The following is a 14226-nucleotide window of genomic DNA, read 5'->3' as shown; positions in this document are numbered from 1 at the left end:
AGTGAATTTCTAAAAATATAGGAGGATTCATGGCAAATATGTAAAAATATCTACTTGGTAATCTCTTTTTATTTTGGGAGATTAACCATATTCAGGGGGGCAGGTGATCGGCGGATTTCAAGCATTTCGGCTTTGCGGCCGGCAGGCCGTTGGCATCTTATCTTACAGTATTGAGGAGGAGAATCATGTTGAAGCACGCAAAAGAATTCAAGAAGCCGGGGATATGGCTGCTCGTTGCCGCGCTTATCGTTCCGTTGTTTTCGCTTTCCCCGTTTGGTGAGAATCGTGCGGAGGCCGCCGGCGCGGCAGATTATAAGATCGTAGGTTATTATCCATCCTGGGGGGCCTATGCGAGAAATTATCTGGTCTCGGATATCGATGCCTCCAAAGTTACGCATATCAATTACGCGTTCGCCGATATCGCCTGGAACGGCATTCACGGCAATCCGGACCCGACCGGCCCCAATCCGCAGACCTGGACTACGCAGGATGAGGTTGGGGTCATCAACGTGCCGAACGGCACGATCGTGATGGGCGACCCTTGGATCGACGCGCAAAAAAGCTATCCCGGAGATACCTGGGACCAGCCGCTGCGCGGCAATTTCAATCAGCTGATCAAGCTGAAACAGCGGTACCCGCATCTGAAAACGCTTATTTCCGTCGGCGGCTGGTCGTGGTCCAACCGGTTTTCGGACGTGGCCGCCGACCCGGCGTTGCGTGAAAACTTCGCCAATTCCGCAGTCGATTTTCTCCGCAAATATCAATTTGACGGCGTCGACCTAGACTGGGAGTATCCGGTCAGCGGAGGACTTCAGGGCAACAGCAGACGGGCGGAGGATAAGCAAAACTTCACGCTGCTGCTGCAGAAAACCCGGGAGAAGCTGGACGCCGCGGGAGCCAAGGATGGTAAGCGTTATCTGCTGACGATCGCCTCGGGCGCGTCCCCCGCGTTTGCTCAGAACACCGAGCTGGACAAGATCTCCGATATCGTTGACTGGATCAACATCATGACCTATGACTTCAATGGCGGCTGGCAGAACATCACCGCCCACAACGCTCCCCTGTACCTGGATCCGGCGGCGGTGGCGGCCGGTGTTCCGGACTCGGAAAGCTTTTATGTGGAAGCGGGCGTGCGCGGGCATCTGAACGCGGGCGTACCGGCCGGTAAGCTCGTGCTGGGAGTTCCTTTCTACGGACGAGGCTGGACCGGGGCAGCGGCCGCCGGCAACGGCCAATATCAAAAAAATGCCGGCCCTTCGACGGGCACCTGGGAAAAGGGCGTTTTCGACTATAGCGATCTGGAGAACAACTATATCAACAAAAACGGCTATACCCGTTATTGGAACGATATCGCCAAGGTGCCTTACCTGTTCAATCCGAGCAGCGGAACCTTTATCAGCTATGACGATCAACAATCGATCGGCTACAAGAGCGGTTTTATTAAAGCGAACCATTTGGGCGGAGCCATGTTCTGGGAGTTTAGCGGCGACCGGAACAAAACGCTGCTGAACAAGCTGGCCGGCGATTTGGCCGTTGACGGCGGCGGTGGCGATGACGGCGGTGGCGGAAGCGACGATCAAACCCCGCCCACCGTTCCCGGCAATCTCCGGGCAACGGCCCAAACGGCCACCAGCGTGACGCTGGCTTGGGACGCCTCCACGGACAATGCGGGCGTGACCGGCTACACCGTCGCTTATGGCGCGGGCAGCCTGAATGTAACAGGCACCGCGGCTACGGTCGGCGGCCTTTCGCCGAATACGGAATACACCTTTACGGTCAAGGCGAAGGATGCGGCCGGCAACCTGTCCGCAGCCGCCTCGATCAAGGTGAAGACTGCCGAGGGAAGCGATTGTCCGTACGCAGCATGGGATAACAACGCAGTATATACCGGCGGCCAGCGTGTGGTTTACAACGGCAAAATTTACGAAGCCAAATGGTGGACCCAGGGGGATCGCCCCGATCAAAGCGGCGCGGATGGCGCGTGGAAATATATTGAGGATTGCCCGAACGGGCCGATCGATCCGCAGCCCGAGCCTGAACCGGGACAGGATACCGTGCCGCCGACCGCTCCGGGACAACTGCGCGTGACGGGAACCGCGCCGACCAGCGTCAACCTCGCCTGGGACGCCTCCACGGATAACGTGGGCGTGACCGGCTACACCGTTGCTTATGGCACCGGCAGCATAAATGTAACCGGAACTTCGGCAACCATTACCGGTCTGTCGCCGGATACGGCTTACACCTTCAAGGTAACCGCAAGAGACGCCGCCGGGAATGTATCCGCGGCCGCCTCCGTTCAAGGGAAGACGACGGCGGAGGAAAATCCGGGCGATGGCGAGGCTCGTCCATGGGAACCGGGAGCGGCCTACAAGGTTAATGATCTCGTGTCTTACAACGGCGGCATCTATCTGTGCCTTCAGGCGCACACCTCGCTTGCCGGCTGGGAGCCGGCTAATGTGCCTGCTTTGTGGCAATTGCAGTAACCCGGACAAGCTTATAGGAAATTGAGAGGAAGCGGGGGCAGCTCCGCTTCTTTTCTGCGCTATTTTTCCTGTCCGCACGATGGCGATTATTTTGCCGAAATAACATCGTTTTGGCAGAGAAGTTGCGGAAATTTCATGGAAACGGGTAGATATCACCCTTTTTTTGGATTGACAAAATATTTCTAGCGGGGGTAACATTTAAAACGTGAAATATTTTCCAAATTAAGGCATTTGTTTGTCGAGGTTCTCAGTATGTCTATTGCCACGGTGTTTGAAGCTCAGGAGAGAATCAGAAGGCTTGCGGTCAAAATCGTCAAACACTACCGGGGAAAAGGGCCGGAGAACGTCAAAGTGAACTTGGACGGCGCGGGCAAGGCGACCGTCGAAATCAAAGGGGTTTTATCCAACTTATCGGAAATTTTAGTGAAAGAAGGTGCCACCGACCTCGTCAAGCAATACTGGAAAGTGTTGCAGCCTTATTTGGAACGCGAGTTTATGCAGGAAGCGGCGGATGCGGTGGGCGGCCCCTTTACCTACTCATGGTCCATAAGCCATGACAGGCAAGGGGAGCGGACCATTATCATCGAACTGAATAAGACGGTTTGATTAAAGAGAAAGAGGCGCCTGCCTTTTCGCTGTTTAATAAGCCAATACACGGTGTGACAAGCATGCCTTTGTATTGGCTTTTTTGTTTCTGTCATTCATTCTGCAAACATTTGTGCAAAAATTCACAAAAGAGGTGGCGTTAGAGCGATGGGAAACCAAGTGCTTACGGTTTGCCCGTATTGCGGGAGCGGTTGTCAGCTGTATTTGAAGGTGGAGGACGGGCAGGTGGTCGGCGCCGAACCCGCGAACGGGAGAACCAACGAAGGCAAGTTATGCCTGAAGGGGCATTATGGCTGGGATTTTTTGAACGATCCGCAGCTTTTGACGGCGCGGCTGCGCAAGCCGATGATCCGCAAGGAGGGGCAGCTAAGGGAAGTGCCCTGGGAGGAGGCGATCCGGTTTACGGCCGAGCGTCTTGCGGCCATTAAAGAGAAGTACGGACCCGATGCGATTATGGGGACCGGGTCGGCCCGGGGGCCGGGCAATGAAGCGAACTATGTGATGCAAAAATTTATGCGCGCCTGCATCGGCACCAACAACATCGACCATTGCGCCAGGGTGTGCCACGGCCCGTCGGTAGCGGGGCTGAGCTATTCGCTGGGCGACGGGGCGATGTCCAATTCGATTCCGGAGATTGAGGAAGCGAGCCTTGTGCTGATTTTTGGCTACAACGCGGCCGACACTCACCCGATCGTCGCCAGAAGAATCGTTAACGCCAAGCAAAAAGGGGCGACCGTGATCGTCGTGGACCCGCGCAAAACGGAATCGGCGCGCATCGCCGATTTATGGCTGCCGCTTAAAGGCGGCACCAACATGGCCCTGGTCAACGCGTTTGGGCATGTGCTGGTGCACGAGGGTTTGTATGACCGGGATTATGTCTCCCATTACGTGGAGGGCTTCGCCGAGTATGCGGAGGGGATCAAAAAATATACCCCGGAATACGCCGCGGCGATTGCCGGCGTCGATCCCGCCGACATTCGCCGGGCGATGCGGGAGTACGCGCGGGCGGATAAGGCGGTCATTTTGTACGGGATGGGAGTCTGCCAGTTCTCGCAGGCGGTGGACGTCGTGAAAGGACTGGCTTCCCTGGCCCTGCTGACCGGAAATTTCGGGCGGCGCGGCGTAGGGATCGGACCGGTGCGCGGACAGAACAATGTCCAAGGGTCGTGCGATATGGGCGCTTTGCCGAATGTTTACCCGGGGTATCAGCCGGTGACGGACAAGAAGATCAGACAGAAATTCGAGAAAGCATGGGGCGTGAGTCTGCCGGATAAAGTCGGCTTCCATTTGACGGAGGTGCCCCGGCTGGTGCTTAAGGAAAAGAAGCTGAAAGCTTATTATATTTTCGGCGAAGATCCGGTGCAAAGCGACCCGAACGCGGCCGAACTGCGCGAAGCGCTGGACGAAATGGAACTGGTGATCGTGCAGGACATTTTCATGAACAAGACGGCGCTGCACGCGGATGTCGTCCTGCCGGCCACCTCCTGGGGCGAGCATGACGGGGTGTATTCCTCGGCGGACCGCGGTTTTCAGCGGATTCGCAAAGCGGTGGAGCCGCAGGGCGAAGCCAAGCCGGATTGGCAAATTATTTGCGAAGTGGCCACGGCGATGGGCTATCCGATGTCCTACCGCAACACGGAGGAAATTTGGGATGAAATGCGCAGCCTGTGCCCGAAATTTGCCGGCGCCAGCTACCGGAAGATGGAGGAGCAGGGAAGCGTGCAGTGGCCTTGTCCGTCCGACGATCATCCGGGGACGCCGTTCCTGTACGAAGGCAACCGCTTCAGCACGCCCAGCGGCAAAGGGCGGCTGTTCGTCTGTGAATGGCGGGCCCCGCAGGAGCTGCCGGACGCGGACTACCCGCTCACTTTGTCCACGGTGCGCGAAGTGGGGCATTATTCGGTGCGCACGATGACCGGAAACTGCCGCGCGCTCAGCCGCCTGTCCGATGAACCGGGCTTTATCCAAATCAGCCCGGAGGACGGGGCGGCGCTGCAGGTGCGTGACGGGGAACTGGTGCGGGTGGTGTCCCGGCGGGGGCGGGTCGTGTCGAGGGCGCAAATCAGCGACCGGGTTAAACCCGGCGCCACGTACATGACCTACCATTACTGGATCGGAGCTTGCAATGAGCTGACCGGCGATTTCCTGGACCCGGTATCCAAAACGCCGGAGTATAAATTCTGCGCCATTAAGCTGGAGCGGATCGCCGATCAGGAACGGGCCGAACAGGAGGTCCGGCAGCAATATGAGGAGCTCCGCAAGCAGATGCACGTCACGGTTTAAGCGTACGAGTTCAGCGTGCAAGCGCGGGCGAGGCGATGAAACGCGGCCGGCGCTTGCGCTTTTGGAAAGGAGAGGAGCATATGGGCACCGGAAAAATGGAGGCGAATCCGTTCGTCATCGCGGACGCCGGCAAATGTATCGGCTGCAAAGCCTGCGAGCTGGCCTGCTTTGCGGTGCATAACCGGGAGAACGGAGTGAGCGCCGCCGTCGGAACGATTACGATTCCGGTAATTCCTCGGTTGTACGTAACGAAGGCGGGGCGCTCCGCAGCGCCGGTGCAGTGCCGGCATTGCGAAAACGCACCCTGCGCGGCGGCTTGCCCGGTAGGGGCGATCCGCCAGGAAAACGGCGCCATTCTGATCGACGAGGAGCGCTGCATCAGCTGCAAGGCTTGTGCGCTGGCTTGTCCGTTTGGCGCGATCGCGCTGGTCAAATCGTATGCGCACGGCCGGGAAGTGCTGCAGAGCGGACTTTCGGCGCATACCGAACGCGGCGCGGAGCCCAAGCCGCGGCTGGTCGCCAGCAAATGCGACCTGTGCCAAAGCTGTGCGCCGCTGCACACATGGGCCGAAGTGGCGGGCCAAACGCAAGGCGGCGCCATGGAGGCGGGAGCGGTGGAATCGCGGCCTGCAGGCCGGACGCTGGAGCCGGGGGCAGCGGACGCCGCGGCGTCTCCCGCCTGCGTGGCCGCCTGTCCGGTCGGCGCGCTGTCCCTGGTAACGGGGAAGCCGGAGCGGACTGTACGTCCGTTTCCGGATTTAAAGGCAATGCCGTTTTAGCTTTAATAAGCAAACTATATGAATGGCAAAGAAGGTAGAGTTATGCCAAGTCCTAGCTATGATCCGATAATTCATATCGATGAGCAATTGTGTACCGGCTGCAAGCGGTGCGCCTTCGTTTGTCCGGTCGGCGCGATTCACGGCGATGCCGGGAGTCCCCAGACGATCGACGCCGACCGCTGCGTGATTTGCGGGCAATGTGTCCAGGTGTGTACCGCCTTTGCCGCAGACTATAGCGAAGATTACGCCGCCGAATCGGCCGGGGAATCGGCGGGAAGCGGGCTTGCCGGCGGGTTCGAGGCGCGGGAGCGGCTGGCGGCGAAACGGGCGCTCCGGGGAATGCCCGCCAGTGTGCGGGAGCCGCTGTTTGCCGCTTATTCCACCGGGCATGCGCTTGAGGTCCGGCAAATGCTGGGCCGTCCCGGGCTGCACAAGGTCGTACAGTGCGCGCCGGCCATTCGCGTGTCGCTGGCAGAGGAGTTCGGCCTTCCACTGGGGACGCTGACGCCGGGCAAAATGGCGGCCGCGCTGCGGCGGATCGGGTTCGACAGAATTTACGACACGAATTTTGGCGCCGATTTAACGGTGATGGAGGAAGGGACGGAGCTGATCCGGCGGGTGCTGGACGGGGAACGGCTGCCGATGTTCACCTCCTGCTGCCCGGCCTGGGTGAAGCACGCCGAGACGGCGGCTCCGGAGCTGCTCGATCATTTGTCCAGCTGCAAATCGCCGATGCAGATGGCCGGGGCATTGTTTAAAACCTACGGCGCCGAGCTGGCCGGGGTGAACCCGGCGGACATTTACAGCGTGGCGGTCATGCCCTGCACCTGCAAAAAATTTGAATGTGCCCGTCCGGAGATGCAGGCCAGCGGATACCGCGACGTGGACGTGGTCATTACAACCCGTGAATTGGCCTATCTTATTAAAGACCGGGGGATCGATTTTGCCGCTTTGCCCGACGAACCGTTCGACGCTCCGCTTGGGGAATATTCGGGCGCAGGGACGATTTTCGGCGTGACCGGCGGCGTCATGGAAGCCGCGATCCGCACCGGGTACGAGCTGCTGACGCAGCAGGAAATTCCCCGGCTGCAGCTCGATTTCGTGCGCGGCGAGGAAGGCATTCGCACCGCGGACGTGCAGGTTGGCGAACTGGAGCTCAAAGTGGCGGTGGTCGCCGGACTGCAGCATGTCGGTCCCGTACTGCGGGCGGTGGCGGACGGGACTTGCCCGTATCATTTCATCGAAGTGATGGCTTGTCCGGCGGGCTGCATCAGCGGCGGGGGACAGCCGAAGCTGTTGACGGAGCAAATGCGCGAGCTTGCTATCCGGGCCCGGAAAAGCGCGGTTTACCGGCATGATGCCGGGCTGCCTGTACGCAAAGCGCATGAAAACCCGGGGATCAAAAAACTGTACGAAGATGTTTTGGGCGAGCCGCTGGGCAGCGTTTCGCACCATTTGCTGCATACCCATTTCAAGTCCCGGCGAAAGCCCGAGGAAGTAAGCCTTAAAGAGGAGGTCAAACTATGAACAGCTTTGTGCTTGCCGATCCCGATAAATGCATCGGCTGCCATACTTGCGAAGCGGCCTGCGCGGTGGCTCATTCGGACCAGGATTTTTTTCGGCAAACGCCCGGAGAGACGGAGTTCTACCCCCGGCTTACCGTTGTGAAGACGGAAAATATAACGGCTCCCGTGCAATGCCGGCATTGCGAGGATGCGCCGTGCGCCAATGTGTGCCCGAACGGCTCGATCACCAGCAGCGGCGACGGTATTTGCATCAATCAAGACACCTGTATTGGCTGCAAAACCTGCATGCTGGCTTGCCCGTACGGAGCGATCGAGATGGTGCCTTTGTATCGCGATGGAGAGAAACAGCTGCAGGCGGGGTTGCGCTATAACGCGGCTGGAGCTTGGATTCCCAAGGAAAAAATCGTGGCCAGCAAATGCGATCTGTGCGAGGGTACCTCCGGCGGGCCGGCCTGTGTAAGCGTCTGTCCGACCAATGCGCTGCAGCTTATCGTTCCCGCCCGCGTGCAGGTATCCGTCGCCGAAAAACGCGCGGCCACGGCTCAGGCCTTGCAGCTGTTTGGCGGGGTCGCCCGCTAGCCATAAAACAGTTGAAGCGGTATCAGGATAGCGGCAGAAAAGTGTGAAAAAAAATCTAAACGGTTGTGAACGGCGCTATCCGGGTAAAAACGAGCGGATACAAAATGTAACGGTTGCCCGCGAGCCTATTTCCCGTTTTATGTCACTATCGTTGCATTAAATCTAGTCACACCAATATTCTAACGGTTGCCACAAGCGTTATTTGTGCCAAAAACGTGGATTTCAAACTGTAACGGCTGCCATAGCGCTTATTACACTGAAATCCGGCTGTTTGGCTTGGATTCAGGCAATAACGACGCTTACAACCGTTAGAATCAAATATGGCCTGGCGGCCACCGCCATATATGAAAAATATGGGTTGTACACGCACTCACTTTATGAGGTAATAATTATAGGTGGATCATAGGTCGATTACATTTTGGAGAAACACTCCGTGTTAGAATCGGACCAATTGCAACCACGAGAATCGCCGATTGTTACCACGAGTACGAGTATAAAGTGTCATCTTTATACAAGGTTGCATGATCTGCTTAAAACATCCAGAAAGGAGTTGTTCGTTTTGGATGCGATTTTGGAACGATGTGCAGGTATAGATGTCCATCAGGATAATATCGTGGCCTGCCTTCTGTACGGTCCGCTCGACAAGAGACCGTCAAAAGAAATCGAGACATTCGGAACGACCACCAAGGAACTACTTCGTTTAAAAGACTGGCTCGAAGATCAACAATGTACCCATGTGGCCATGGAAAGCACCGGGGTATACTGGAAGCCGGTATGGAACATTCTGGAGGATTCTTGTAAGTTGACCCTCGCCAATCCGGCCCGCATCAAGAATGTTCCAGGCAAAAAAACCGACTATAGCGATGCCGAGTGGATCGCCCGGTTACACCGAAGCGGATTAATCGAGCAAAGTTTTGTCCCGAGCGTAGATATTCGCGACTTGCGTGACCTCACTCGATACCGCCGGAAACTCCTGCAGAATGTGACCCAAGAGAAGAACCGGATTCACAAGATATTGCAAGATGCCAATCTGAAACTCACCACCTTTATGTCAGACGTCTTTGGGGTTTCCGGCCGATTGTTACTTGAATCCATTGTCAACGGTGAAGTGCTTAATGAACGGCAGGTTCGTGACATGGTGAAGTCGTCTCTGAAACGCAAAGTTCCCGAACTTATTGAGGCGCTAAACGGCCGTTTACGCCTTCATCATCGGAAAATGATTCGAAGACATCTGGAGCATATTGCGTATCTAGAACAGGAGATTCAAGAACTGGAAACAGAAATTGAACAACTGACTATGCCTTATCGCTTGGAAATGGAGTTGCTGGACACTATTCCTGGGATCAAACATGATGCAGCGGCGAGCATCGTGGCCGAATTGGGTACAGATATGTCACATTTTCCATCCGATGCTCACCTTTCTTCATGGGCCGGGGTATGCCCAGCCAACCATGAAAGTAACGGTAAAAAAAACGAAAAAAGAACCAACGCGGAAATAAGGGACTAAAATCCGTACTTTGTCAATGCGGTTGGGCCGCCATAAGGGTCAAAGACTCCCGGATATCCGCTTTATATTACAGGCTAGTCAAACGAATGGGTAAACAAAAAGCCATTATAGCGGTTTCACATTTACTCTTACGGATCATCTACGTCGTCCTACGAGATAAAGTGCCTTACGAGGAACTGGGCGCAGACTATTTGGGTAAACGTGAAAAAACCATCGAGTACTGGATTCGAAAAATCAAACAGATGGGCTATGAAGTTGAACTTCATGAACTGAATTCAGTATAAACCCATATTATGGAAAAAAAGAATCAAACACCCCCCCTTTTTGTTTCGACGCGCTTCCACACTTTAACGCGTTGAGTTATTTTTCGTATAAATTTAGAAAAGGTCTTTTTTCGAAAAATAGGCGCTGCTACAACCGTTAGAAAAGAAATCACTGCTTTTTCGCCCGAACAAGCGAGGGTGGCAACCGTTAGCGTAGAAAAAGCTAGGTATATAGTTAGAGCCACAACAGGGTTTAGCAGTAACCTCCCCATGATCTAAAACGCCCTCAGAGCCGGTAAAAAAACAAAACGCCTGCGGAATGCGATACTTCCGCAGGCGTTTTTGCAATGCGTCAAAATCTCAAATCCCTTTCGCCGTTACGAACTCGCTCCAGCCGCTTCACCGTCAGCTTGCGCGTCGATTCGCGGGGGATGCGTTCGAGATTTTCCGCAATCGTCCGTTCTCCGAGCTCGCGCATTTCTTCGTCCGCATAATCCAGCAAATATTCCTGGAAGGTAAGCAGGGAGTTGGGCTGGCAGATGTTATGGATCTGCCCGGACTTGGCGAGCTGCATAAACCGGTCGCCTGTCCGGCCCTCGCGATAGCAGGCGGTGCAGTAGCTGGGCACGTAGCCGTCCTGGCATAAGCACTTGATGATTTCCTGCGGCGAACGATGGTCTCCGACCTGAAACTGCGGGTTGTCGTCCTTGTCCTTGTTGACCGCGTATCCGCCGACACCGGTGGCGGAACCCGCACTGATTTGGGAGATGCCGAGTTTAATGATTTCATCCCGCAGCTCCGGGTCCTCGCGCGTGGACAGGATCATGCCGGTATAAGGCACCGCCAGACGCAATACGGCGACCACTTTCATGAAATCCCGGTCGCTGACAAGGTAAGGGTAGTTGTCGAGGTGGACATTTTCCGCCGCGCGCAGACGCGGAACGGAAATGGTGTGCGGACCGCAGCCGAAGGTTTCCTCCAGATGCTCGGCATGCTTCAGCATGGCGACCGTTTCGTAATGATAGTCGTAAAGACCGTAAAGCACGCCGATGCCGACATCGTCGATTCCGGCGCGCATCGCTCTGTCCATGGCGGTGGTGTGCCAGTCGTAGTCCCTTTTGGGTCCGCGGGGATGGTAATGCTGGTAGCTGGGGCGATGGTAGGTTTCCTGAAACAAAATATAAGTGCCGATGCCGGCTCCCGCAAGCAGGCGGTATTCCTCCACCGTCGTGGCCGCGATGTTGACGTTGATCCGGCGGATGCTGCCGTTGCCCGTTTTGGTTGCGTAGGCGGTGTTGATGCAATCGAGGATATAGTCGATGTCGCAGTGGCGGGGATCTTCGCCGGCCTCGATCACGATGCGCTTGTGGCCCAGCGACTCCAGCACGCTCACTTCCTTGGCGATCTCCTCCATAGTCAGGCGATGGCGCTCAAACTCGGTGTTGGAATGCTTGTATCCGCAATAAACGCAGTGATTGACGCAGTAGTCGCTGACATAAAGCGGGGCAAACAGTACGATCCGGTTGCCGTAAATCCGCTCCTTAATCTGTCTGGAAGCCGCGAACAACCGCTGCATAATGCCGTCGTCGTCAACGTATAACAGAACGGCCGCTTCCAGGGCGGTCAGCCCCTTGCAGTCCATCGCTTTTTCCAATATCGCCTCAACCATGCCGTGGTCATTCGCCGCCTTCTTTCCGTAGTCCAATGCCGCGGCAATCTCCTCATCCTGAATAAAACGGGCAGGTTCGCTTTCGGTAACTCGACTCATGTTGATCCACTCCTTTTGAAATATTTGTATAGAGTTAGCTAGTAAAAATCAGTTCAAACCGCGCCGGACAGCGATTTCAGGCTGTCGCCGCGGCCCATGTCGACCTCCAGGCCAACGGAGGCGATCCGCCGTTCCAAGCAAAAACGGCACTGCGCGGATTCGTCGCCCAGACAAATTTTGTTGTCGTAAAGGGCGTATTTCGGGCGTACGGCCAGCGGCGACAAATTCGGCATAACCACGTTGGCCCCGGCCTGCAGCGCCATTTCCCGGCCGTAAGGGTGAGCCGTTCCCATCGCGGTCGTGGCCGGAAGCAAGGCGGCCGGAAGCAAAAGCCGGGTCAGGGCGATCATGTCGAGCGTCGCTTCCAGCGTCCCGGCCGGGTAATCCTTCAGCGGCGTCGCATGATGGGGCAGGAACGGGCCGATTCCGACCATATCGGGGTCAAGCCGTTTGAGATACAGCAGATCCTCGGCCAAATCCTCAGGCGTCTGCCCGGGCAAGCCGACCATGAACCCGGCTCCCACCTGGTAGCCGATCCGCTGCAACGCTGCCAGCCGATCCCGCCGGTTCTCAAACGACATGGTCGGATGCAGGGCCCGATACAGGCGGGAAGAGGCGGTTTCGTGGCGCAGCAAAAACCGGTCGGCTCCGGCGGCAAACAGGCGGGCGTAGGTCTCGTCGTCCCGTTCCCCGATCGACAGGGTGACCGCCGTATCCGGGAACCGCCGTTTAATCCCGCTGACGAGGCGAACCAGCCGCTCCGCCGTGTACCAGTCGTCTTCCCCGCTCTGCAGCACAAATGTCCGATAGCCAAGTTCGTACCCTTCCCGGCAGCAATCCGCAATTTCTTCCGGGGTCAGCCGATAGCGCTCAAGCGACCGGTTTGCGGAACGCAGTCCGCAATACAGGCAGTTTTGTTTGCATATATTCGAAAATTCAATCAGTCCGCGCAAATATACTTTGGTCCCGTACATGCCGAGCCGTTTTCGGTGCGCAAGCGCGCGCAGCTGTTCCCGGGTCTCCGGGTTCAGATGGCGCAGAACGACGAGCAGCTCTTGACGGTTTAAAGAAGCCTCGGCATACAGACGGTCCAATAACGCTCCGACTTGGGGTGAATGGATTCGCTTCGTTGCGGTTTCCTCCAATCCTGAAAATGAATAACTTGATCGGCTTGTTATAAGCTGAATAAAAGATTGTACGGATTAGGGTAGCCGGGTGAAATGTGCTTACGATCGCTGTTGTTCCCGGATTTCTAGGTTTAAGTAGATTCATACAAGGCAGAAATCCGCTCACAAAGGCGACCAGGCATATGCTTCCGATGCAGCTTTCTTACGGAAAGCTTTTAGTTTCTTCAGGATCATTTCCCCTAGGTTCAATATTCTAAAGCGCTACTCCTTAGAATATTGAACCCTCCTGCCTGCTCCCGCTCTATTCTTTAGTTCAACTTAGGTATTCCGTTTTTCCCGATTCCAAAGATGCAATCAATGCAGCGGCGATTCCGGGCCGCACCCGCTGATCCGCTCCGGATGGGTATATACGTTGCAGGAATGACCGCGGATAAACCCGACCGTCGTGATCCCGAGGTGCTCGGCGAGCTCCAGGGCCAGCGCCGTGGGGGCGGATTTGGATAAAACGACCGCGCAGCCGATCTTCGCCGCCTTGAGCAGGATTTCCGAGGAAATCCGGCCGCTGAAGGCGATGATTTGCCCGTCCGGACTCATGCCATGCCTCAGGCGGTGGCCGTAAATTTTATCGAGCGCGTTATGGCGCCCGATGTCGCTGCGGGCGAGCAGGATCCCGCCGGCATCGCAGAGGGCCGCGCTGTGTACGCCGCCGGTACGGTGAAACAATTCGGCCCCCCGCTGCAGCTCGTCCATAAGCCGAAAACAGTCGGCAAAACTAAGCTGCACCTGCCGGTCCAGCAAAACCTTGGCCGTCCGCGCGTCGTTGACGTACACAAACCCGTGCCGGCTCGCCCCGCAGCACGAAGTGACGTAACGCTTGGCGAACAGCTGGCGGTGCAAGGGGTTCCACTCTTTTAACGTCACATGAACGAAGCCGCCCGCCTCCTCAACCCACAATTCCATGATGTCGTCCATGCGTTCGATAATGCCTTCCGATGCCAGATAACCGATCGCCAAGTCTTCGATGTATTCCGGCGTACAGACGAGGGTCACGAATTCCTCGCCATTGATTTTGAGCGTAACCGGCTGTTCGGATACGACGGTATCTTCCGCCGCGGTGACGGTTCCGTCGCGGTAACGTATGATGACTTCCGTGTGCTGGGGATTCCAGTTCATTTTCACATCACCCTTGTTTTGATAGGAATCTTGTTTATGGATGCAATAGAAAAATATTGAAAAATATTGCTTCTTACATGCTCCCACTTTGGAAGCAAAATTGTCAATCTAGTTTGTTACATTTTGCACAAA

General features: G+C 56.2%; 10 protein-coding genes. 7 read left to right on the top strand and 3 right to left on the bottom strand.

The features are described 5' to 3' along the window. Positions 1–185: 185 nt before the first annotated feature. The 7 genes from NYE74_RS26070 to NYE74_RS26040 all read left to right on the top strand — a co-directional run bounded on the left by NYE74_RS26070 (position 186) and on the right by NYE74_RS26040 (position 9763). Positions 186–2483, top strand: a complete 2298-nt coding sequence (locus NYE74_RS26070; protein WP_082207874.1) for a glycosyl hydrolase family 18 protein — start codon at positions 186–188, stop codon at positions 2481–2483. Positions 2484–2735: 252 nt separating this feature from the next. After that, positions 2736–3089 carry a Na-translocating system protein MpsC family protein gene (locus tag NYE74_RS26065; protein ID WP_036624464.1) on the top strand — a complete coding sequence of 118 codons (354 nt, stop codon included), beginning with the start codon at positions 2736–2738 and terminating at the stop codon, positions 3087–3089. Between the two features lie 147 nt (positions 3090–3236). Then, entirely contained in the window at positions 3237–5372 is a 2136-nt protein-coding gene (fdhF, locus tag NYE74_RS26060; protein ID WP_036624461.1) for a formate dehydrogenase subunit alpha, read from the top strand. 80 nt (positions 5373–5452) lie between these two features. After that, a complete protein-coding gene (locus NYE74_RS26055) occupies positions 5453–6151 on the top strand; it encodes a 4Fe-4S dicluster domain-containing protein (RefSeq protein WP_341005280.1) in 699 nt (232 codons plus the stop codon). A 42-nt stretch (positions 6152–6193) separates the two neighbouring features. Beyond that, entirely contained in the window at positions 6194–7678 is a 1485-nt protein-coding gene (locus NYE74_RS26050; RefSeq protein ID WP_082207872.1) for a [FeFe] hydrogenase, group A, read from the top strand. Beyond that, positions 7675–8256, top strand: a complete 582-nt coding sequence (locus NYE74_RS26045; RefSeq protein ID WP_341005279.1) for a 4Fe-4S dicluster domain-containing protein — start codon at positions 7675–7677, stop codon at positions 8254–8256. The genes NYE74_RS26050 and NYE74_RS26045 overlap by 4 nt, the downstream gene beginning before the upstream one ends. Positions 8257–8815: 559 nt before the next feature. Continuing rightward, positions 8816–9763, top strand: a complete 948-nt coding sequence (locus NYE74_RS26040; protein WP_249732660.1) for an IS110 family transposase — start codon at positions 8816–8818, stop codon at positions 9761–9763. Between the two features lie 615 nt (positions 9764–10378). Here NYE74_RS26040 and hydG read toward each other — a convergent pair. The 3 genes from hydG to fdhD form a co-directional block, all read right to left on the bottom strand. Next, positions 10379–11794, bottom strand: a complete 1416-nt coding sequence (gene hydG, locus NYE74_RS26035; RefSeq protein ID WP_036624456.1) for a [FeFe] hydrogenase H-cluster radical SAM maturase HydG — start codon at positions 11792–11794, stop codon at positions 10379–10381. 53 nt (positions 11795–11847) lie between these two features. Next, on the bottom strand, positions 11848–12879 hold the full coding sequence (gene hydE / locus NYE74_RS26030) for a [FeFe] hydrogenase H-cluster radical SAM maturase HydE (RefSeq protein WP_082208080.1): 1032 nt from the start codon (positions 12877–12879) through the stop codon (positions 11848–11850). Positions 12880–13275: 396 nt separating this feature from the next. Continuing rightward, a complete protein-coding gene (fdhD, locus tag NYE74_RS26025) occupies positions 13276–14094 on the bottom strand; it encodes a formate dehydrogenase accessory sulfurtransferase FdhD (RefSeq protein WP_326045385.1) in 819 nt (272 codons plus the stop codon). Positions 14095–14226: the final 132 nt, after the last annotated feature.

This window comes from Paenibacillus sp. FSL P4-0127, assembly GCF_038007325.1.
Lineage (GTDB): Bacteria > Bacillota > Bacilli > Paenibacillales > Paenibacillaceae > Fontibacillus > Fontibacillus macerans.
Note: the sequence above shows the minus strand (reverse complement) of the source record. Positions and strands in the feature narration are given on the sequence as shown.